Origin of the sequence: Streptomyces sp. NBC_00670, from assembly GCF_036226765.1 — a bacterium.
In the GTDB taxonomy this organism is placed as follows: domain Bacteria; phylum Actinomycetota; class Actinomycetes; order Streptomycetales; family Streptomycetaceae; genus Streptomyces.
Genome location: NZ_CP109017.1, coordinates 5038922 through 5058931, shown reverse-complemented (window position 1 = coordinate 5058931; position 20010 = coordinate 5038922). Strand labels below are relative to the sequence as shown.

At 66.5% G+C, this 20010-nt stretch carries 19 protein-coding genes; 10 read left to right on the top strand and 9 right to left on the bottom strand.

Annotation, left to right across the window (positions count from 1 at the left end; translation table 11 throughout):
- Window positions 1-5: 5 nt before the first annotated feature.
- Together OIE12_RS22600 and OIE12_RS22595 are read right to left on the bottom strand one after the other, a co-directional pair.
- Window positions 6-935 (bottom strand): phosphotransferase family protein, encoded by a 930-nt coding sequence (locus tag OIE12_RS22600; protein ID WP_329138131.1) that lies wholly within the window; start codon window positions 933-935, stop codon window positions 6-8.
- Between the two features lie 454 nt (window positions 936-1389).
- Window positions 1390-2793, bottom strand: coding sequence for a hypothetical protein (locus OIE12_RS22595; RefSeq protein ID WP_329138129.1), 1404 nt, complete (start codon window positions 2791-2793; stop codon window positions 1390-1392).
- Between the two features lie 295 nt (window positions 2794-3088).
- Here OIE12_RS22595 and OIE12_RS22590 point away from each other — a divergent pair, with 295 nt between their 5' ends.
- A complete protein-coding gene (locus OIE12_RS22590) occupies window positions 3089-4051 on the top strand; it encodes a transposase (RefSeq protein ID WP_329138127.1) in 963 nt (320 codons plus the stop codon).
- On the opposite strand, the gene OIE12_RS22585 is transcribed toward OIE12_RS22590, so the two are convergent.
- The gene (locus OIE12_RS22585) at window positions 4029-4229 is read right to left on the bottom strand and encodes a hypothetical protein (RefSeq protein WP_329138125.1); all 201 of its coding nucleotides are present in this window, start codon (window positions 4227-4229) and stop codon (window positions 4029-4031) included. The two genes, OIE12_RS22590 and OIE12_RS22585, sit on opposite strands and share 23 nt — an antisense overlap.
- On the opposite strand from OIE12_RS22585, the gene OIE12_RS22580 reads away from it, so the two are divergent.
- Entirely contained in the window at window positions 4228-4647 is a 420-nt protein-coding gene (locus OIE12_RS22580) for a transposase (protein WP_329138123.1), read from the top strand. The genes OIE12_RS22585 and OIE12_RS22580 overlap by 2 nt on opposite strands.
- A gap of 191 nt (window positions 4648-4838) precedes the next feature.
- Entirely contained in the window at window positions 4839-5396 is a 558-nt protein-coding gene (locus tag OIE12_RS22575) for a hypothetical protein (RefSeq protein ID WP_329138121.1), read from the top strand.
- A 752-nt stretch (window positions 5397-6148) separates the two neighbouring features.
- Here OIE12_RS22575 and OIE12_RS22570 read toward each other — a convergent pair.
- Window positions 6149-7543, bottom strand: coding sequence for a CBS domain-containing protein (locus tag OIE12_RS22570; protein ID WP_329138119.1), 1395 nt, complete (start codon window positions 7541-7543; stop codon window positions 6149-6151).
- 479 nt (window positions 7544-8022) lie between these two features.
- On the opposite strand from OIE12_RS22570, the gene OIE12_RS22565 reads away from it, so the two are divergent.
- Window positions 8023-8691, top strand: a complete 669-nt coding sequence (locus OIE12_RS22565) for a hypothetical protein (RefSeq protein ID WP_329138117.1) — start codon at window positions 8023-8025, stop codon at window positions 8689-8691.
- 92 nt (window positions 8692-8783) lie between these two features.
- On the opposite strand, the gene OIE12_RS22560 is transcribed toward OIE12_RS22565, so the two are convergent.
- Window positions 8784-9197 carry an ATP-binding protein gene (locus tag OIE12_RS22560; RefSeq protein WP_329138115.1) on the bottom strand — a complete coding sequence of 138 codons (414 nt, stop codon included), beginning with the start codon at window positions 9195-9197 and terminating at the stop codon, window positions 8784-8786.
- Between the two features lie 243 nt (window positions 9198-9440).
- On the opposite strand from OIE12_RS22560, the gene OIE12_RS22555 reads away from it, so the two are divergent.
- Complete coding sequence (locus OIE12_RS22555; protein WP_329138113.1) at window positions 9441-10292, top strand: helix-turn-helix domain-containing protein; 852 nt, start codon at window positions 9441-9443, stop codon at window positions 10290-10292.
- 12 nt (window positions 10293-10304) lie between these two features.
- On the top strand, window positions 10305-10496 hold the full coding sequence (locus tag OIE12_RS22550) for a hypothetical protein (RefSeq protein ID WP_329138111.1): 192 nt from the start codon (window positions 10305-10307) through the stop codon (window positions 10494-10496).
- Window positions 10497-10612: 116 nt separating this feature from the next.
- Here OIE12_RS22550 and OIE12_RS22545 read toward each other — a convergent pair whose 3' ends face one another.
- A complete protein-coding gene (locus OIE12_RS22545) occupies window positions 10613-11056 on the bottom strand; it encodes an NUDIX hydrolase (protein WP_329138109.1) in 444 nt (147 codons plus the stop codon).
- Window positions 11057-11252: 196 nt separating this feature from the next.
- Between OIE12_RS22545 and OIE12_RS22540 the strand changes: the two genes are divergently transcribed.
- On the top strand, window positions 11253-12770 hold the full coding sequence (locus OIE12_RS22540) for an AAA family ATPase (RefSeq protein WP_329138107.1): 1518 nt from the start codon (window positions 11253-11255) through the stop codon (window positions 12768-12770).
- A 130-nt stretch (window positions 12771-12900) separates the two neighbouring features.
- Here OIE12_RS22540 and OIE12_RS22535 read toward each other — a convergent pair whose 3' ends face one another.
- The 3 genes from OIE12_RS22535 to OIE12_RS22525 form a co-directional block, all read right to left on the bottom strand.
- Entirely contained in the window at window positions 12901-13704 is an 804-nt protein-coding gene (locus OIE12_RS22535; RefSeq protein WP_329138105.1) for an 8-oxoguanine DNA glycosylase OGG fold protein, read from the bottom strand.
- A gap of 314 nt (window positions 13705-14018) precedes the next feature.
- Entirely contained in the window at window positions 14019-15251 is a 1233-nt protein-coding gene (locus OIE12_RS22530) for an HNH endonuclease (protein WP_329138103.1), read from the bottom strand.
- Window positions 15252-15456: 205 nt separating this feature from the next.
- Window positions 15457-17658 (bottom strand): TerD family protein, encoded by a 2202-nt coding sequence (locus OIE12_RS22525; RefSeq protein WP_329138101.1) that lies wholly within the window; start codon window positions 17656-17658, stop codon window positions 15457-15459.
- 139 nt (window positions 17659-17797) lie between these two features.
- Between OIE12_RS22525 and OIE12_RS22520 the strand changes: the two genes are divergently transcribed.
- From OIE12_RS22520 to OIE12_RS22510, 3 genes are read left to right on the top strand one after another with little or no spacing between them, the layout of a single operon-like run.
- Entirely contained in the window at window positions 17798-18457 is a 660-nt protein-coding gene (locus OIE12_RS22520) for a TetR/AcrR family transcriptional regulator (protein WP_329138098.1), read from the top strand.
- A 34-nt stretch (window positions 18458-18491) separates the two neighbouring features.
- Window positions 18492-19151 (top strand): ABC transporter ATP-binding protein, encoded by a 660-nt coding sequence (locus OIE12_RS22515; RefSeq protein WP_329138096.1) that lies wholly within the window; start codon window positions 18492-18494, stop codon window positions 19149-19151.
- On the top strand, window positions 19144-20010 hold the full coding sequence (locus OIE12_RS22510; protein ID WP_329138094.1) for a hypothetical protein: 867 nt from the start codon (window positions 19144-19146) through the stop codon (window positions 20008-20010). Before OIE12_RS22515 ends, OIE12_RS22510 begins: the two co-directional genes overlap by 8 nt.

Genomic DNA, 20010 nt, shown 5'->3' with positions numbered 1-20010 from the left:
CGCCCTCAGAACGGTTTCCACTCCTCGCGCCCCTCGCCTGTCCTCAGGGAGCGCACCCGACGGGCGAACTCAGCGGCAGAATGCTTGCTCGTTCCGACCTGGTGACCGACCCATGCCACCATCATCAGCTCCCGAAGGTCGGCCAAGGTCTCATAGCCAGGCCAGTTCAGAATGTCGAAGCCGTACCGGTGGACGAACTCCGCGTATTCCGTCTTTGAGTGCCACCCGTAACGGTCGTGATAGATCGCTGTCAGGATGAGGTCCCATTCACGTGGAGCGAGCGCGAAGCCGTCCAGGTCGATGAGTACCGCTTGCCCTTCCCGGTGCCGAAGGACGTTCCCGATGTTGGCATCTCCGTGGATCATGCCGAGGGGAAGGACGAAATCCAGCCGGTCGTAATCCTTGGAGAGCTTGGCCGCTCGCTCCTCCAGGAAGGCCCGGTCCTCCTCGGCCACGGAGTCCAGTCCGTCGAGGGACGCCGTCAGCTTGGCCATCGGATCGAAGTACGGCAGGCGCAGGGATTCCGGCTCTTCGAGCCAGTGCAGACGGCGCAGCAGGTCGGCCAGCTCGCCGAGCGTCGCGTACTCCTCGTTCTCCTGGACGCTCTCCCAGAAGGTGACCACCAGGCCGCCGACGACCAGCGGTTGCCTCACCGAAGCCGGCACCCGGGCGGCGGGGAAGCCCTGCACCTCCAGCCACCGGGCCACATTTACAGCCCGTTCCATCTCCGCCAGAACCGCCGGGTCACGGGCGATGCGGACGATGACCGGTAACGACGACAGGCGGTAGACCGCGTTCGACCCGAGCCGCAGCAACTCGGCGCCGCGGGAGTCGAGTCCAGTCGTCGCGCATGCTTCGTGGAGTACGGTCGCCAGACCCTCCGCCGTGAACTCCGTGCCGCCGTCGACCGGTCCCCCGCCGCTGCCCGAGATCATGCTTCGACCATACGGCGCGGACGCACCGGCCGACAGGTGGCCCGCGTAATAGGGACGTAATGATCTTGCTCGACGCCCGCTTCGCCGGAGTCTGCGCCGCAGGTCAGAGCCCTGATGGCGCGTATCTCTCACCTGGGCTCCGGAGCCGTGTGCGCAGGTTCGAATCCTGCCGGGGGCACTCGCCTAGGAACAGCAGAAATCAAGCGCTGACCAGGGCGGATGGCTACAGAAGAGGGCGGGAGTCAGTCTCACTGACTCCCGCCCTCTCTCGTTGTCTCTCAGCGTTCGCGACACACCTCCGACACACTCACGGCCCAGGGTCCAGCCAGGCTCTACTCGCCCTTGCCGGCGATCGGGTGGGCAGCCAGCCGAGGCGGAGTCGCTACCGCGACGGCAGCGACGCCCGCCCGGGCTAGCTACGCGCCACCTCCCTTTGACGGGTCTCCCTCAGCGGTCAACCGTGCAGTCTGGAGGCACCCGCTATCAGGCACTTTTGCGCAAGGAATTTCACCAACTCGATATCCGGACCTAGAGACTCGGCCTCCCTAGAGAACGGGAGCAGGATCTCTGCGGCCGACTCTCCACCGTCCTCTTTAGTGTGAACGATTCGGCACCGAATGTCATAGACGCGGTTAGCTACTTGACCCAGTAGATCGTTGCGACGATCTTTAAGGTCGATTCGCGCAACCCCTTTCAGCGCTTTACCGTCGAAATGGTCACCGAAGTCTGCATCAGATCCCAGGAACTCCTTCAGATGCTCCTCCGTCACGCAACCTTTAACTGTCGCCTTAAGCTGATCCCGCTCACTTCCAAAACCCTTACCCGCTTGTGACGCAAGCATCAATACACGAGAAAGATGCGCATCATCCTCTATCTCAAAACGAGGGTCGCGCAGTTCATGACGCAATTTATCAAGAATGTCTCGACGCCCGTAGCTAGGGAAGTAGTACTCAAGAACCTGATAGTAGGCAAGAAATTCGAGCAGGGGTACGCCAGTCGAGGCCCTTCCATACCAGTAAAGACTCAGCGGCTTCTCCGAGTACGCGGTTCGGGGAGCCCTTACACCGACACCTGCGACATCACCGCGGTTCACGAACCGGCGACGCTGCCGTCGCACCCTGTCACGCGCCGCCGCCAACTTGAGAGGCACGTCGAAGCGCAGGTCAATCTCAAAGAACAGAGCATCGGACACCCTGGTCAGAAGTTGAAGAGCTTCGTCATGACGCGTTACATCCACATCCACCAGTCGCAGGGTAGGAAACTTGTCGCGGATTTGCGGCCTCCCGAAGTAGACGACACCCCGCATACCAGGACGATGGAATCGTGTGGTGAAATCTATGAAGCGCTCCCTGGCAGTCCCCAACTCAACTTTGTAAGAGGACCCTGGAGGCTGCTCGATATCGAGCACCCAATCATCACCCGGCCGTACCCGATCGCCGGAATCGTTGTCGGACGACTTCAACTCCTCCAATTCTTCATCCAGAGGAAGTTGACCGTCATCCAGCTTTCGAATGCCAGGAATGTCAAACACGCCGCGCTCAAGTCGAGGACCCGTCCCGTGTATCTGAATCGATGCCTCGATCGTTCGCGTATCCTTAAAGAGACATGCATCAAGGTCGCCGAGATACGTGACCTCGGTAATCGGGTTCACCAAGAACGACCGCGCCTGATCGCGAGACAAGCGACGCCACCGCTTCTGTCGACCATTGGGAATCGCAACCCTCAGGTCAACCTGCGACCCCCCGCCTGCTATTGTGAATTCGGCACCCGTTTCTTTGCATTTTTCAGCTACAAGACGGAAGGGATCCGACGGCTCCAGACCTTCCAATAGAGCGTCAGAGCCGTTGCCATTACCCATGGTCAATATTCCCCCTTGTAGTCAGTAGTAGGAGCGGCAGCCTATCGTCCCGAGCCGGGGTAGATCGGCAAATCACACAGGCTGGTACCGGCTCTGGTAGGGCTTGAGCGACTCTGTCGGGGATCTTGAGGTTCCCCGGACAAGGGCGTGGATGGTTCGGGATGCTTCGGCTGGTTCGATGCAGGCGTGTGTCCTCATGGGGTGATCAGTGTCCATTCGTCCTCGGTCCGGTGCGGTAGTGCCAGAGCTCACCGCTCGGACGGCTCGCGCGAGTAATCCTCGTGGGACCACCGCGATGTGGGTACGTGATCATCTCGACGGGCTGTGGAGCGACGAGGACTTCCTGTCCTGGTATCCCCGTGACGGGCGCCCCGGGCTGTCGCCGGCCCAACTGGCCATGGTCTGCGTGCTGCAGTTCCTGCTCAATCTCTCCGACCGGCAGGTGGCCGAGGCGGTACGGTGCCGGATCGACTTCAAGTACGCCCTCGCGATGAGCCTGGACGACCCCGGCTTCCACCACAGCGTGCTCACGGACTTCCGTGACCGCCTCGGCCAGGACGGCCGTGCCGACCAGCTCCTGTCCCTGGCCCTGGACCGGTTACGTGAAGCAGGAATGATCAAGGAACGCGGAAGGCAGCGGACCGAATCCACCCAGATCCTGTCCGCCGCCAGGGAACTCACCCGCCTGGAACTGGTCCTCGAAGCGGTCCGCGCCGCGCTGGAAGAAGCCTCCCGCGAATCACCCCAGGTCCTGGACGACCTGGTGGACGCCGAATGGACCACCCGTTACGGCCGACCGGTCCGCCTGCCCGCCCAGCCCAGCCACCCCGCCACCCGTCTCAAGCAGGCCGGAGCGGATGCCTGCCGGCTCCTGCAGATCCTGCCGCCCCACCGTCGCGGCCCCCAGACCGAGGCTCTGCGACAGATCATGGTGCAGAACTTCCTCGTCGATACTCGCGGCGTCCTGCGTCCCCGCACCGAGAAGGACGGCCGGCCCAAAGGAGCCGTCCGGATCATCTCGCCCTACGACCTGGACGCACGCCGGGCCATCCGCGGCAACACCCGCTGGAGCGGCTATCTGGTCCACGTCACCGAGACCTGCGACGCGGCCGCCCGCGTCAACCTGATCACGGACATCGCCACCACCAGCCCCACCCGGGACACCCAGGCCCTGCGCGCCACACCCGACTCCGCGACCGCCGACTGCTGCCCGCACAGCACCTGGTCGACGGCGGCTACATCTCCACCGCCCTGCTGAACAACTCCGCACGCGACCACAGCGTCCAGCTCGTCGGACCGGTCAAGGCGAGCGGAGCATGGCAGAAGAAGGAGCAGACCGGCTTCACCCGCGACGACTTCACCATCGACTTCGGTCGGCGCCAGGTCACCTGCCCCAACGGCCGGACCAGCACCACCTGGATCGAGGCCCCGGCCATGGCGCCCTACACCGTCGTCCGGTTCGCCTCACGGCAGTGCGACCCCTGTCCGGACCGCCCTGCCTGCACCCGGGGAAAGTCCGCCCGCACCGTGAACTTCCTCCCCCGCCACCTGCACGAACTCCAGGCCGGAAACCGCACCGACCAGCAGGACCCCCGATGGAAACGGCTCTACGCCACCCGGTCCGGCATCGAAGGCACCATCTGCGAACTCGTCAACGCCCACCGAGCCCGCCGAAGCCGCTACCACGACCACCGAAAGACCCACGTCCAACACATCCTGACCGGCATCGCCATCAACATCGAACGCCTCGCCTCACGAGCGCATCCCCATAACCCCAGAGGTCTCACAGCGTTCCAGCTCTACCTCGACTCACGCGACCTGACCTGGGAATGCTGGTGGCGACAAGGCAAATGAGCTCGGTCCTCAAGATCCCCGACAGAGTCGCTCAATGTCGTCCCGTGAGATCGCTCCCTTGTCCATGAGCGGAGTGTAGGTGTGAGGTGCGTCAGCGACTCACAGTGCCTTCCAGCGACAATCGTCACTGTTCGGTAGCAACATGGCCGTCTGCTCTGCGACCGTGTCTCGCCGGATGTGAGATGTCGGCCATGGTCGAACCGATGAGCGCGGCAGCGTCAGGTCTGGGACGCGCTGCGGGCACAGCGCTCGGGAAATCCTTCCAGGCGAACGGGCGGACGAGACTTGGTGGACGCGAAGAACGGCGAGCAGTGTATGCCCACTTCCAGAGCTGTGTGATCAACGCCTTCGTAGCGATGTACCGACAAAGCGAGTGGGCGTACTTGCGGTTCACGCCCTTCTTTTACGCGTCGCAACGTCAGTCAGCAGACCGCGTGCTTAACGCACATGCGGCCATGCAGGATGCACTAGCCGAGCTGATGTTGGTGGGCAACGACAAGCCCCGACAGGCTGGCTACGAAGCAGCTCTAGTGGTGGTTGCGTTGAACGTCAGGCGCGGACCGGGCTCTCGTGTGAACAAGGAGAGGGCCAACGAGTTTTGGGAACGCATGGAGGAGTACGTGGAGGCGTGTCAGGTGGACCTCTGGTACCTGCCGCGCTGGTGGCAGTTGTGGCGGCCTTCTTGGTGGTCGGCTCGCTGGCAGTCGATGAAGGTGCGGCGGGCCGCTCGCAAGGAAGGAAAGGTCTGAGCGCTCCCTGAGCGGGGCCAAGAGAAGCCTGTTGGTCGGCAGTGGAAGCGGTGCGGGCCCATGGCCTTACGGGTGTGCACTCGGCGCTGGAAAGCGAAGCCGCGCGACGAACCTCAGCACCGCTCAGCGGCGCACCTCTGGGAGCCGCGACACACCTCCGACACAGTCGGTGCTCCCGCAGTCGTCGCATCTGCTCCGCCGCAGGTCGGAGCAGATGCGACGCATGATCGGCACAATCACTCCGGAGCCGTGTGCGCAGGTTCGAATCCTGCCGGGGGCACCTTGGATCAGGTGCCCAAAGACCCCGTCACCAGCGGAAACGCTGAGGCCGGGGTCTTGGCGTATGTACAGACGTACTCGAAAGCATCTCAGGTGTCCTGACTGGAGAGCCTGCTGGGTTTTGTGTTAGAAATTGAAGGCCTCGCTAGTCAGGTGCTAGCGAATTGCAAGAGAGTATTCGCCGAGTCTCCCGACCTGCGCATTGCCCTAGTGTCCGCGCTGACCGACCGCGAAGTTTCGTTCGAGTAGAACCGTGATGTCTACAGCGCTGCGGGAGACAAAAACGGCCCATTGCTGAAGGCCCTGACTGCTATGGTCTACGAAACGATCAGCAGCCGATAGTCGATGATGGAGTGGAGCTGTTCCTTAGCCAAATGCGGGCCCCGACTGATCGTGGTCGGGGCCTTATGGTCGAGGCCCTTCGGCATCCGCGTCTTCCATTGGTCGGCACAGTTCGGGCCCAAGGCGGAGTGTCAACGCGCAGAATCTGCGCACTCTCGAACCAGATTGATTGCGTAGCGGATCTTCTGCACCGCGTCGTCGAGCAGCGGGTCCGGGTTGAAGTGCATAAGGTCGTTGCGTATCTCCCGGATCTCGTCTAGCCGATCGGTGAAGATCTTGCGGTCCAAAGGCCAGCCGAGTAGTTCCCACGCCTTAGGGTTTCTCAATACCCACAGGTAGTCACCGAAAGACAGATCGTCGAAGCAAGTGATACCGCGCGAATTATCGGCGTCGCACCACTCGATGACCTGTTTCACCTCAAAGCTATCCGCAATGACCTGGCGCAGACGTTGATCGAGTTCGCCTACGAGGAAGAATGGGGTGGCCATGCTGCCGTAGGCTCCCGCTACATCACTCGCCGTGACGATGCCCGCGATCTTGTTCGTCTCATCCTTGACGAGGACGAACTCGGATTCCTCCAGGAGGGGAAGAATGTCGATCAGGTCTAGGGAGTAGGAAACGACGGGCGCGTCGACGACCGCATCGGGAAGCTTCGCGTCGGGACTGACATGACGCGTCTTGGCGATCGACTTCCAAGTGACAGCGCCTCGGAGCTTGCGGGGACCTTCGAGTATCGGGATCTGCGAGTAGTCGTTGATGGCCATCAAGGTGATTGCCTGCTCGAAGGTGGCTGAAGGGGGCAACGAATCGACGCCTGCGAGGGCAGAGTGAAGGCTGCCGACAGGGAGTCCGACTTCGGGACGTTCATCCTCTGGCCCAGCGGTATCGACCACCGATGCGACGGCATCCGACTCGTCGATCGTGGGCACGTCGTCGCTCGGTGGGACGACGAGATGAACCGTGGCGTCGATGGGCACTTTGTCGAAGGCCGGCGAGGTAAGCAGGCTGTGGTTGTCCAGCTCGGCGCGGATCTGCTGAGTGATCGAGCTCCCACGCCTCTGCACGCCCCACCAGCCCAGCAAATCGCTCACAGTTAGGGATTCTGGATTGCCCGCCTCAGCCTGTTCCCTCGCGTTCTTGAGACGCTGGTGGCGGGTTCTCACGGTGGTTGTCACACCGTCGTCTTGCGGTTCCTGAGCGGAGCCTTCCGCGGCTGCGTCCAGGAAGCGCTGCCGCAGCTGATCCAGGGTTTGCCCATCAGAGAGTGCCCAGGCGTGCCATCCGTCGAAGGTGCCCGTGCTCACAGCAGCGGCTGCGGCACGTGAGGGCGAGCGGAACTCCCGGCCGTCCACGAGTTGGATCCAGCCACGATCGGTGACAAGCGCGCTATAGGTCTTGCCTACTCGCGGCCGCTCGAAGGTTAGCGGCTCTCCTTCCTGGAGCAGTCCTGCTTGCAGGAGGTCAGCGACAGTGACCCGACGGCCATCAAGCTGATAGGTGGTGCGAGTGGAAGCCGACCCGGTCACTTTGCCTCATCTCGTAGTAGCTGGCTGCGTGGGCAACGGTGGCCGCAGCGTCAAGCTGGGGACGACGTTCACCACACGTAGGAATTGTGAATACTTTGTAAATGAAAGTGTGTCAAGTCGCGGGCGGCTGCCTTAGTTCGCTCGTTACCGAGCCCCGGAGGACGAAAGCCGCGCGCCCACATCGGCATACGGTCCATGAGAACCGCATCTTCCAGGGTGCTGGTGCCAGCGGCATAGCAGTGGGGGTGCAGCAACGGCCAGCACTCGCAACGGTCCAAGCCATACATCCATGAGGGGAAGGCCGACGTAAAGCGTGCGCACGACGCCGACCGCAGTTGTGGACTATCCATGGACAAGCGAGCTGCTAGAGGCAGTTGAAGGACTGTGACCTGCGCACACGTCTGAGGTCGAAGAGCCCTCCGGAGCCGTGTACGCAAACAGGAACCTGGCGCGTCGCATGTGTGCGCTTGGATGAGCGGGTGACCGTTCATGACGTTGCTCGACGCCTTCCTGACATACGTGTCCTCCGTGAGCACTGTCGCTCCATGGCCGTCCTGGAGGCGATCCTGAGCCCCGAGTGGGAGAGTCGTCGTCACTCCTTCGACGACCGCTGGTCCGAGGCCGAGTCGATGGCTTCGATGCGGAGCGGGTCGGGCGACGAGTACGCGATCGTCTTTTCCGCCGCCGGGGCCTACGTGCGGGGATTCGATCACGAATCGCCCATGAGTCCCTATGCGACGGAGGACGGGCCTTGGCCCGGAGTGGTCGACGAGGTTCCGGAGGTCTTCCGTCCCTACGTCCTGGAACCGGCGTTCACCGATGAGGACGGGATGCCTGTCGTCACCGCCTGTATGTGGCGGGAGACGGTCGACGACCGCTGGAAGGCGGGAACGATCGATTTCCCCGAGGTGACGACGGAGGATCCGGATGGTGCCGGCTACCTCTTCCAGTTGTTGGTGGACCGCTCCCCCGAAGCGTTCCGGCGATGGGCCGAGGACTATCACGAGGTGCCGGTCGGCCTGGAGGCCGTTCGTCACGTCTTCGCCTCCCGTCCGCTGACCGAGGACGTGGTCCGCGCGTTGAACCCGGGGATCGCCGTGGCCGATCTCTCGCAGGACATCGCGGAGATCGGCTTTTCGACGAGCTGAGACGCCGGCGTCATCGGCGTCGGGTGCGTCCTTCGCAGGGCGCGGGGATCGGCCCCCGGTCGGCCTCCACGTCTGACGGGCAGTCCGCCTGGTCAGCCGCCTTCGGGCAGGCACAGGCCCGCGATCACCGACGTTCCTCGCGTCGGGCGGGGGCGGACCGTCCAGCTCGTGGCGAGGTGGTCGACGAGGAAGAGGCCTCGGCCGCCCTCGGAATCCGGGGTCGGGTGGCCCACCACGGGCTTGCCGGTGCCGGGGTCGGAGACGGCGAGCCAGTAGTGGCCGTCGGCCGGCCACAGGACGAGTTCGATCCGGTTCTCGTCCTCCGGGCAGGTGCCGTGGCGGATCGCGTTGGTGACCAACTCGGAGGTCAGCAGGCGAAGGTCGTCCCCGAGGTGGGGGCGGAGGGCGTGTGGCAGTGACTCAACCACTGCCTGGCGGGCGCGTTGTACGGAGGCGGGCCGGGCGGGGAAGCGCCAGTGGGCGGGGACGAGGGGGATCTCGGGCATGGCGAACTCCGTTGTTGACGTGCGGGATTCGAGGTCGCCGGTGGCCTGCCGCCCTGGTCGCGGGCGCACCCGTCCCAGGGCGGACGGGCATGCTCGCGCGGTGCGCTTCCGGCATTGCGGTGTGTAGCGTGCGCGATACTCACAGTAGAGCAGCGGGGGTACATGTGCTACCAAGTCCCGTAGGTCCGTTGGAACGGACCCTGTCTCGCGGCAGACTGAGCCGCACGCGACGAGAGGGAAGACATGCCGCCGAGGAGCCATCCGACCGCACGTCAGCAGCGTCTGGGAGCGGAGCTGCGCAAACTGCGGGAAGAGGCCGGACTGTCGACCGAGCAAGCCGCCGCGCTGCTGGAGACGAAGCGGACCGTCATCACCAGCACCGAGGCCGGACGCCACGGCGTCAGCCCGGAGCGTGTCCGGCGCATTGCCTTCCGGTACGAGTGCACGGACCAGAAGTTGGTGGATGCGCTGGTCTTCATGTGTGGCGACCGCACGGCCGGCTGGTGGGAGGAGTATCGCGATCTCCTGCCCTCCACCTTCCTGGACATCGCCGAGTTGGAGTGGCACGCCAAGGGGCTGCGCGTGAGCACGATGACGCACATGCCGGGGCAGTTCCAGACCGACGCCTACGCCCGCGCCCTTTTCCAGGCCGCCATCCCGCCGCTGCCGGCCGAGGAGTTCGAGGCCCGGGTGTCCCACCGTGTGCGGAGGCACCAGGTCATCGACCGGCCCGAAGCTCCGGACTACGCGCTCATCATCCACGAGGCTGCTTTGCGGATCGAGGTCGGTGGACGCTCCGTGCTGCGAGACCAGCTCAGTCATCTCATGGCGGCCGCGGAGCGCGACAACGTCACGATCCAGGCCATCCCCTTCTCCGCCGGGGCGTTCCCCGGATCCGGTCAGTCGATCCTTTACGCCCTCGGGCCGGTGCCCGCGCTCGACACCGTTCAGCTGGATCGCACCACGGCAGGAGAGTTCCTTTATTCAGGCGCCCACCTGTGCAAGTACCGTCTGCAACTCGACGAGATGCAGAGGATCGCGCTCACGCCTCAGGGGAGCCTCGATCTGATGCACTCTATTTCCCGCAGTCTTTAGGAGAGTTGACCCATGTCTGACATCACCTGGGAAGACCCCTTCTGCCAGGACGCGAGCAACTGCTTCCGCCTGGGCACCGACGCCGACGGCAACGGTTACATAGCCGTCGCCGGTCAGGAGGACCGTTACCTCACCGATTCCCTCGAAGCTCTGCGTACTCTCATTACCGAAATCAAGGCCGGTAAGGCCGACCACCTGCTGTAGGGCACGGTCGGGGTGCCGCAACCAGCCCAGCGACGAGAGACCCCAGGTCGACGCCCGCCGTCGAGGCGGGCGATGCCGCGACCGGGCTCTCGGGCGGCGCCCCTGATCGGCTCGGCTCAGACCGTGATGACCTGTTGGGCCAGCAGCAGCGCCAGTGGGCCTCCCTGGAGCAGGAAGCGTCCCTCGATGGCAGCCCGGACCGCGTCCGGCATGGGCCACCACATGAGCCTGAAGACCTCCTCGCCGGGCGTGAGCTGCTGCGGGCCGCGGGTGAGGCCCTCGGCCAGGAAGAGGTCGAGGCGAGCGGTGGAGTTCAGGGTGAGGGCGTACGAGCCGAGGGAGCGCAAGGTCTGTGCGGTGACGCCGGCTTCCTCGCGCAGCTCGCGCTGCGCGCACTGTTCCGGCGTCTCGCCGTCCTCCCGGCGTCCGCCGGGCAGGAACATGTACTCGCCGCCGTGCCGAGGGAAATCGGCGGTGAGGACGGCGACCGTGCCGTCCGCGTCTCGGGCCACGACGACGGAGGCGTCGCGTGCCGCCCCTGTTGGGGCTGTGTCGGTCATGTCCGGGGAGCGTAGCCGCTCACTCTGACAGCAATGCCGCAAACGGCACGTTCAGCATGGCCGGCGCACCGTAAGAGGGTCTGGAAGACCGTCGCCAGCCTCTTGGGCGCAGCAGGATCACCTCCGCTGGCAGCGTGGGCCGCGTTAGAGTGACTCTCGATTAGTTAAGGTCAGCCTGAACGGAAAGAGCACCCGCATGCCTGGACTATCTGCAAAGCCACCGCAGCTGCTGGACCGGGTTCACGAGTGGCGGCTCCTGGACGGCTTTCTCGCTGACCCGGCCTCCGAACTGCGGCTGGCCATCGTTTCGGGGCGTCGGCGGAACGGGAAGTCGTTCCTGCTGGAAGCCCTCACGGAGGCTGTGGGCGGGCTGTATCTGACCGCCGTACAGGAGGAGGGCCGAGTACCGGCGCTGCACCGGTTCACCGAGGCGATCGCCGCCCACGCGGGAGTGCCCTCCGGTTCGATGCGGCTGGACGACTGGCGGGAGGTGCTCACCGCCGCCCTAGAGGTGGTGAACCGGGCCTCGGGCGCGCCGCTGATCGTCATCGACGAGCTGCCCTACCTGATGCAGCACTCCCCGGAGATCCCAGGGTTTCTGCAGTTGCTGTACGACCGGTCGCAGTCCGGCAAGGCGCCCGGCGGCCGGATCGTGCTGTGCGGCTCCGCGATGAGTGTGATGTCCGAGCTGCTTTCCGGCACCAAGCCGCTGCGCGGCCGTGCGGTGCTCGATCTGCGGCTGCCCGCCTTCGACTACCGCACCGCACGGACCCACTGGGGGATCGAGGACCCGGCGGTCGCGCTGCAGGTGGACGCCGTCCTGGGCGGGGCGCCCGGCTACCGAGCCCTGGCCGCCGGTCCGGCGCCGCAGAGCGTGGCGGAGTTCGATGACTGGGTGCCGCGCACCCTGCTCGACCCTGGTCGCGCGCTCTATTCGCGGATGGAGGCGGAGTACCTGCTGCGCGAGGACCCGCGGATCACCCACCGCACGCTGTACTACGACGTACTGTCCGCGGTGGCGCGCGGGGCGTCGACCCCGGCCAAGGTCGGCTCAATGCTGGAACGGGCCCGCTCCGCCATGGTCGCGCCGCTGGAGGTACTGGAGTCCACCGGGTACCTCCGCAAGGAACAGGACCTGCTCAAGGCGCGTCATCCGGTCATCACCGTCGCGGACCCCGTGATCCGTTTCAACCAGCTGGTCACCCTCCCCATGGCCGACATGGTGGAGCGGCGGCGTGGTGACCAGGTGTGGCAGTCGTCCCGGCCGACGTACCACTCCAAGATCCTCGGCCCGCACTTCGAGGCGACCGCACGTGAATGGGCCCGTTCCTTCGCCTGCGACGAGGCCGGACTGGCGCTCGGTGCCGTGGGCTCGGCGGAAATCGCCGACCCGGCCGCCCGGACCAGGCACGAGGTCGACGTCCTGGCACTGGCGCCCGGCGAGCGCCCCCAGAGCCCGCGGGTGGGCATCACCCTGATCGGCGAGGCCAAGGCCACCGTCCAGCCGCGCGGACTCAAGGACATCGAGCGCCTCGAACACATCCGCAGCCTCCTCGCCGGCCAAGGACACCGGTCCGACGACGCGGTCCTCGCCCTCTTCTCCCTGCACGGCTTCCACTCCGACGCCCTCGAAGCGGCACGGCGCCGCCGCGACATCCTCCTGATCGACATCAGCGCCCTCTACGGAGACACTCCCGCCCGAGGCCGGGGATGAATGTGGGGTGTGTTCCGGGGCCGGTGGTCGGCAGGTTTGGCGAGCCTGTGCAGCTACGGCCCGCGCCTCGAAGCATGTCGGCATCCGGCACCTCGGTGCCGTTCGTTCCGCCAACCGGGTCGCCGCCGGGCTACTGCTCCGCGGGCTTCCAGGCGCCGTCGAAGAGCGCCAGTTCGAGGATGTCCGGGGACGCGGGCCAACCGTTCACCTCAGCGGTGAGCCGGTCGTTGACCGCGTACATCCACCGCAGATAGACGTCGTACCGGTGAGGGGTCCAGCCGCCGTCACGCCAGATCCGTCTGGCGATCGGACCGGCCCACTCGTAGCCCGCGGCATGCCCGACCCTCGTGGCGTGCCGCCGGAGAACTCGTGCCAGCTTCATGTCGAGGATCAGCGGGGACAGGCCCTTGGTGCCGGGCAGGACCAGGCCCGCGAAGTAGAGGAACTTGGTGAGGAAGGCCGGCCCGAGCCGGTGCACCCCGTTCAGCTTCTCGTACGCCGCGAGCCCGCCCTTGTCCTGTAGCAGGGACACCGCGTCCCTGAAGACTTCGCCGTGTTGCGAGTGCTTGAGCACTTTCCCGGTCCGGCCCGGGCCATAGCCCCTGCGTCCGTAGCCCCAGACCTGGCCGGCGATGAAGGCCTCGGCCCAGTTCCCCGACCGCGACGCGGCTTCCGCCACGGCCGCCACGTCATCCCGGCTCACCGCGCGCACCCCGGTCACCGACCGGTCGCCAAGGGATGCCGGCCAGGGCTCAATCGCCTTCCAGCTCGACGGGACGAAGGTGATGCTGTGTGCCCCGGTGCCCCGGGCGTACCGACCGCCCCGGTCCGGATCGGCCAGCCAGCGGGCCAGCGACTCCGCAGCGTCTGCCGGAAGCGACTGCGCGATCATCAACTCGTCCAGAGCATCTGCCAGTTGCTGGCGGAAGCTCACTCTTTTCCCCCTTCCGGCCACTCGCCCGCAGCCGAACCGTACTGGTACGTCATCGGGCGGCTCCCTGCCACCACCTCCGCACCCATCAGCTCTGTGATCAGCGGCCGGGTTCCGAGTGCATCGGTCACGGCGACCAGACGCCAGGCGGAGTCGGCAACAGCGCCGGTGCAGGCACACCGACACTACGCCTTGCGGCGACCGCGCACACACGAACTCGGGTCTGCGTCCCCGGACCGGACCCGGACAAGGCCGCGTGCCGACCTCGCTCAACGCGGCCGGGCGGGAGGATCTGGGTGCGGAGGCTGAAGTCCAGGTCAGCCGACGGCAGGCTTACCGACGTTGGCCTTGCACAGTTTGCGGTGGTAGGCGACGTGTGCCTCGTCCGTCGGGTGATGGGGGTTGCGGCGGAGGGGATGGGGGGTTCGTTCGGTTCTCGTTCCTCTGACCAGGCCGTCGGGGTCGATGTAGATCTCCAGGCCGTCGAAGAGGACGTGGCAGTTGGCGCAGAGGCATAGGAGGTTGTGCAGTTCGTCGGGGCCTCGGTGGGGTTCGCCCAGGCCTCTTATGTGCGCTGCTTCGCTGTACGGGCGGTTCAGGTAGCGGAGTGCCGTGCCGCAGATCTGGCAGCGGTCCTTTTCGAGTTCCTTGACTTTTCTGGCCAGGGCTTCGTCGCGGACGATCTCAAAGCGGGTGGTGTCGCGGCGGGGTGCGGGGCCGGTTCGTCGGTCGTGCTCGTCCAGGTCGGCCGCGGTGCTCTCGTCCTCCGGCGCCGCGCTCAGCAGACCGGTGGCCGTGGTGTATCCGTGCAGGCCGATGCGGCGGAAGAGGGTTGGGCGGTCGACGTCCTCGAGGTACGTGTCGCAGAGCGTGGCGATGACGTCGAGACGGGTCACCGGGTCTCGTAGGAGGTCTGCGACCTCGCGCTTGAAGCCAGCCTGCGGGTGGTGTGCGTCGAGGAGGCTCGCCTTCGGCATCTCGTCGGCCCGCTCGGTGGGTATTCTCTCGACTTCCCACAGTCCGCTGCCCCGTAGGTGCCAGAAGGGGTACTCCGGTGTCGCCTTCGCGTTGGGAAGGCCGAATTCGAGGAGCAGGGGGCCGACTTCGTCTCGGAAAGTCGGCCATGGGGTCATGCGGGGCTGTTCGTCGGCTGTGCGCGCCATCGCCCACAGGAGGCTCAATGGCTGGTGACGGCTGGGGGATGCGTTTCCGGGGCCGCGGGAGACCCTGAGTTTCCTGAGCCGCTCCAGGAGGGTGGCTCGGTTCCAGGACGGCTCCCCGGGTGCCACCACGAAGCCGAGTTCGTGCAGGCGGCGTGCCACCGTGGCCGCGCCGCCGCTGAAGTCCCGCGCGCGCAGGAAGTCGCCGGTGGCGTGCCCGTGGGCGACGCCGACGATGGCCTTCGAGTCGTAGCGGAGACCGTCCAGGACCAGCTCGTAGGACGTGGCCCGTCCGAATCCGTACGTCTGGAGGAAGTTGTCCCGGCCCAGCCGGCGGAACTCTTCGGTCGCCGCGAGGATGTCTTCGTGTCCGATGTCGCCAAGCCCCATACGACGCAGGTTAGTCGGACGGTATGACAATCCCGTCGCAGTCGGTGTTCCGACTCGGTTCCGACGTCAGCGCCACGAGAACTGGGAGGCGCCCAGTGGGCGCCTCCCAGTTGCAGTCGGCGGCGAGGAGAGCGAAAGAACTTGTTCATTCGAAGAGGTTGAGAAGGAAGCCCTTTCATGGCCTCGCCGTGGGTAACGCTAGCACTCAGGAGGGGATCAGGTCGCGCAGGTTTTCGAGGGTGATGATCTGCGAGTCCGGGTGCAGGCCCTCGGGGCGTTCGAGGCCGATGTAGGTCACGGGCTCGGCCGGGAGGGACGTGCCGTCCCACTCGTGCACGGTCGTCGTGTCGGCGGGCAGGAGGTCGATCAGGTAGCGCACCATGAGCTGTTCGCGTTCCACGATCGCGCGGACCGCCTTGGCCACGGAGAGCTGGTTCTCCTCGACGCGGTTGGCCGACGTGATGCCCTTCCGGTACATGTGCAGCCACTTCGCGCGCCAGCGGCCGTCGTCGCCGCGCTGGAACGCCAGCGGTAGTGCCACCCGGCCCGTTCCGCGCAGGTCCGACTTCATCCGTGCCGTGCGCGGTTCGAAGGGCCGGCCCTTCTGTTCGCCGTCGCGCAGCATGAAGCCGAAGAACGACTCCTCGACCTCCTCGAAGCCCTCGCCGGAGAAGATGTTCACCTGCGGGACGATGAAGGTGCTGCGCACTCGGCCGAGGGACAGGTTGATGAACTCCGAGGCCCCGTCGGGTGCTTCGGTGATGTCGCCCGAGTGCTCGCCGCCGACGGTCTTGAGGGAGGTGTAGGAGAGCCAGGAGTCGGTGCTGTAGTCGGCGTGGAGAAGCAGGGCCGAGAGGTCGTAGTCGGTCCGGGTCTCGGACTGTTTCCAGTACACGAAGAAGCGCAGCTGGTCGCCGTCGACCGGGGAGGTCGATCCGCGCGGCAGTACGCCGAGTCCGGCGGCGGTGGCGCGGCCGCTGAGGGGGAGGGCGACGTCGAGGACGTCCGGGTCGAGCAGCACGCGGTCCGGGGTCGGGAGCCGGCGGCGTATCTCGGCGTCCAGGGCGGTGATCAGGCGGTCGCGGTCGGCGTCCGGCAGGGGTGCCCGGAAGTCGGGGGTCACCCAGGCGCGGCCCCGGCGGTTGACGAAGATCCGGGGTTCGTCGGTCTCCCGTGCCCGGTTGTGGAGGTGCTCGCGCACCGACAGTACGACCCGGCCGGAGACCTGGGGGGCGGCCTCCACCGAAGCGGCCACCACCGCGTCCCGTTCCTTCTGGTCGGCGGCGATGCGCAGCAGGAGGTCCAGGGTGCGGAAGAGCTTGCCGGGGGCGGACTTCAGCAGCTTCACCGCGCCGAGGACGTCGAACTCGTCGAGGAGCTTCTCGAGCCGGCTGTCGAAGGACCGCGCCTGCTTCTCGCCGCGCGCGACCGCGAACACGTCGGCGGCGTGCGGCCAGCGCGGGTACTCGTGCGGGTGGAGGCGCTCGCCGAGCCGCTTGAACGGCTCCCGGTGCGCGTGTACGTCGGCGAGCTTCGCGGGGTTCGCGGCGACGACGGCGTCGAGGCCGGCGAGCAGTGCCCTGCGCAGCGGGCGGGGCAGGGTGCGGAACCGGGTCGGCTCCTGGAGCGTTACGTCGCCACCCGACAAAGCGCAGGCCAGGCGCAGTACGTCGGTGACGGTGTCGAGGAGGAGGTCCGCGCCGATGCCGAGCCGGGCCTCGTTGACGACCGCCCGGTTCTCCCGGACCGGTATCGCCTCCGGCTGAGGGCCGAGAGCGCACCGCACAGCGAGGGTCTTGAGGTCGGTCAGGTCGTCCTCGCCCAGCGGGGTCGTGCTGCCGGCCAGGGCCAGGTAGAGGTCGGTGAGTTCGTCGTCCAGGTCGCGGCCGAGGTGCAGGACGGTGATCCGGTCGCCCGCCGCGGCGATCAGCTCGTCCTGTGCGGCGAGCATCTCCTCGTAGGTGTGCTGGTAGCGGCCGTACGTGGGGAGGCCGAGCAGGTTCAGTGCGCCGCGCTTCAGCTGCTTCAGCGTGTTCTCGCGCGACGTCTCGTCGCCGAGGGCCTTCGCCACGCACTCCGCCCAGAACTCCTCGGTGTCCGGCACGTTGGCCGGGAAGTCGATGAAGTACGCGTTGTGCCGTACGTGGTCGCCCACCATCTCGCCCACGGTGCGCAGCGTCCGCCGGGCGGTGTGCACGACGGCGGCCTCGGACAGCCGCGACAGCCGGTCCAGCAGCTCCGCCGAGAGCTTGAAGCCCACGGAGGTCAGCGCCGCGTCGAGCTGCCGGGCGGCGGTGGTCCCTTCTCCGACGGCCCCTCCCTCAACGACTCCTTCTCCGGCGGAGCCGGTCGGAGTCACGAGGCGGTGGGTGTGCCGGAGGACCAGCGATTCGAGATGGTGTGCCATTCGGGGATGGTCGCAGAGGTGGGCGGGTCGGCGCACGGGTGTTTTCGTGCGCCAACCCGCTGTGATCACACGGTTCGAGGGGGGGATCACCGGGCCCGGTCCGGCGCCCCCTGGACGCCTGACTGAACGTCTGTTTAGGATGCTGTACATGCGTTCAGTTGTCGCCGCTGAGGATCGGACCGCTCGGGCTGTTATTCGGGATGAGGCCCTGCGGTTGTTCGGTGAGCGGGGGGCCGATGTGGTCACCGTGCGGCAGATTGCCGAGGCCGCGGGGGTGTCGCCGGGGCTCGTGCTGCATCACTTCGGGTCGAAGGACGGGTTGCGGCAGGAGGTCGACCGGTACGTTCTCGAGGTGTTCGAGGGGATGCTGGGGGAGCTGGCCGGGGAGGGCGGGGCCGAGCTGGTTGATCCCGGCGCCTCCTCGGGGCTTCTCAGCGAGGTGTTCGGGCGGTATCTGCCCGATGGGTCGCCGCTGCCCGGTTACCTGCGCCGGTTGCTGCTCGGTGATTCCGAGGCCGGGCGCAAGCTCTTTCAGCGGTTGTTCCAGCTCAGCCGGGAGGCGCTGGACGGGCTCGTGGCCGCCGGGGTCGCCGTGCCCGGGCGGGACGCGGACGTGCGGGCCGCCTTTCTGCTCGCCAATGACCTCGCCGTCTTTCTGCTGCGCGACCGGCTCGCCGACGTCCTCGGCAGCGATCCCCTTTCCGCCGACGGCATGGCCCGTTGGGGGGCCGAGATGCTCGGCGTGTACGCGGGCGGGCTCGGCGCTTCGCCCCCGGAGGGGTCCACCGAGCAGCCCTAGGTCCCAGGTCCCAGGTCCCAGAAGGAGGTCTCGTATGTCCGACGGAACCGCGTCCGCGCCCGTGCTGCGCGCCCGTGACGTGCACAAGTCCTACGGGAAGCGGTCCGTGCTGCGCGGTGCCGAGCTCACCGTCGCGCCGGGGCAGCTCGTCGGCGTCGTCGGGGAGAACGGGGCCGGGAAATCCACCTTGTTGAAGATTCTCGCCGGGACCCTTTCCCCCGATCGTGGGGAAGTCTCCCTGTCCGGTGCGCTCGGGTACTGCCCGCAGGAGCCCGTGCTCAATGCCGCGCTCACCGTCGAGCAACATCTGCGGTACTTCGCCGCCGCCCATCGGCTGCCCGACCTGCGCAGGGGGCAGGAACTCCTGCGACTCCTCGGGTACGAGCGGTACGCCGGGACCGTCGCCGGTGAGCTGTCCGGCGGTACCCGGCAGAAGCTCAACCTCACCCTCGCCCTGCTCCACGATCCCGGTCTGCTGCTCCTCGACGAGCCCTATCAGGGGTTCGACTGGGAGACCTATGTGCGGTTCTGGGATCTTGTCGATGAGTTGCGCAGCAATCGCACGGCCGTCGTTGTCATCACTCATCTCGTGTTCGAGCAGGATCGGTTCGATGTGCTGGCCGATCTCGCGGACGGGCGGCTCGCGCCCCGGGACGGGGTTTCCACGGGGAAGGAGCGGCACGCGCATGCCTAGTGCGAACGATGCGAACGAACTCCGGCCCGGCTACGGGCAGTTCTCCACCGCCCTGCGGTTCTCCGTCCGCGACCAGACCCGCAACCGGCTCGCCGGGCTGCTGCTCCTGCTGTTCGTGCCCGCCTGGTACCTGCTCATGGACGCCCTCGCCTCCGGCGAGACGCTGGACTTCAAGCTGTACTCCACCGGGGAGGTCCTGCACGTCGAGGGCGGTCATCTCACCCTCATCACGGCGGGGCTCAACTCCCTGACGATGATCGCCGGGTTCGTCGTCTTCGACGCCGTCCGCAAGGCGCTCGCCTTCGACCGGCGGCTGGTGTTCGCCGGGTTCCGGCAGGCCACGCTCATCGGTGCCAAGACCCTCGCCGTCGCCGTGGTCGCCCTGTCGATCGCCCTCTACACCGCCGTCGCCATCCTGTTCTTCTGGCGTCCCTCGCCGGGCGGTTGGTGCGCCGTGCTCGCCGGGTTCACCGTCATCGCCCTCACCTACGGGGCCCTCGGGTTGCTCCTCGGTGTGCTCGTCAAACGCGATCTGGAGGGGTTCTTCCTCATCATCATGGGTGCCCTGATGGACACCTTCCTGCAGAACCCGCTCGGCAACCCGCTCGCCAACAAGCCCGTCCTGCAGTGGTTCCCGTCCTTCGGTCCCATGCAGTTCGCGGCCGGCGGCGCCTTCGGGGACACGGCCCTGTGGGGCCACCTCGGACTGGGGCTTCTCTGGGCCGGTTCGTTCGCCGCGGTCGGGCTGGTGATCTTCCGGGTCCGGACGCGTCGCCGGGGCCGTCCGCACACCGGCTCCCGCGCCTCCGGTGCCGCTCCTTCCCCCTCCCCCACCACCACCGCCACGGCAGAAAGGTGA

Excerpts from the sequence above, each read along its gene's own strand:
- OIE12_RS22545 (WP_329138109.1), bottom strand. The coding sequence starts at position 11,056 with ATGACCGACACAGCCCCAACAGGGGCGGCACGCGACGCCTCCGTCGTC.
- OIE12_RS22585 (WP_329138125.1), bottom strand. The coding sequence starts at position 4,229 with ATGGCCGGGGCCTCGATCCAGGTGGTGCTGGTCCGGCCGTTGGGGCAG.
- OIE12_RS22555 (WP_329138113.1), top strand. The coding sequence starts at position 9,441 with ATGCCGCCGAGGAGCCATCCGACCGCACGTCAGCAGCGTCTGGGAGCG.
- OIE12_RS22590 (WP_329138127.1), top strand. The coding sequence starts at position 3,089 with ATGTGGGTACGTGATCATCTCGACGGGCTGTGGAGCGACGAGGACTTC.
- OIE12_RS22580 (WP_329138123.1), top strand. The coding sequence starts at position 4,228 with ATGGCGCCCTACACCGTCGTCCGGTTCGCCTCACGGCAGTGCGACCCC.
- OIE12_RS22520 (WP_329138098.1), top strand. The coding sequence starts at position 17,798 with ATGCTGTACATGCGTTCAGTTGTCGCCGCTGAGGATCGGACCGCTCGG.
- OIE12_RS22595 (WP_329138129.1), bottom strand. The coding sequence starts at position 2,793 with ATGGGTAATGGCAACGGCTCTGACGCTCTATTGGAAGGTCTGGAGCCG.
- OIE12_RS22530 (WP_329138103.1), bottom strand. The coding sequence starts at position 15,251 with ATGGGGCTTGGCGACATCGGACACGAAGACATCCTCGCGGCGACCGAA.
- OIE12_RS22560 (WP_329138115.1), bottom strand. The coding sequence starts at position 9,197 with ATGCCCGAGATCCCCCTCGTCCCCGCCCACTGGCGCTTCCCCGCCCGG.
- OIE12_RS22525 (WP_329138101.1), bottom strand. The coding sequence starts at position 17,658 with ATGGCACACCATCTCGAATCGCTGGTCCTCCGGCACACCCACCGCCTC.
- OIE12_RS22575 (WP_329138121.1), top strand. The coding sequence starts at position 4,839 with ATGGTCGAACCGATGAGCGCGGCAGCGTCAGGTCTGGGACGCGCTGCG.
- OIE12_RS22600 (WP_329138131.1), bottom strand. The coding sequence starts at position 935 with ATGATCTCGGGCAGCGGCGGGGGACCGGTCGACGGCGGCACGGAGTTC.
- OIE12_RS22550 (WP_329138111.1), top strand. The coding sequence starts at position 10,305 with ATGTCTGACATCACCTGGGAAGACCCCTTCTGCCAGGACGCGAGCAAC.
- OIE12_RS22515 (WP_329138096.1), top strand. The coding sequence starts at position 18,492 with ATGTCCGACGGAACCGCGTCCGCGCCCGTGCTGCGCGCCCGTGACGTG.
- OIE12_RS22510 (WP_329138094.1), top strand. The coding sequence starts at position 19,144 with ATGCCTAGTGCGAACGATGCGAACGAACTCCGGCCCGGCTACGGGCAG.
- OIE12_RS22540 (WP_329138107.1), top strand. The coding sequence starts at position 11,253 with ATGCCTGGACTATCTGCAAAGCCACCGCAGCTGCTGGACCGGGTTCAC.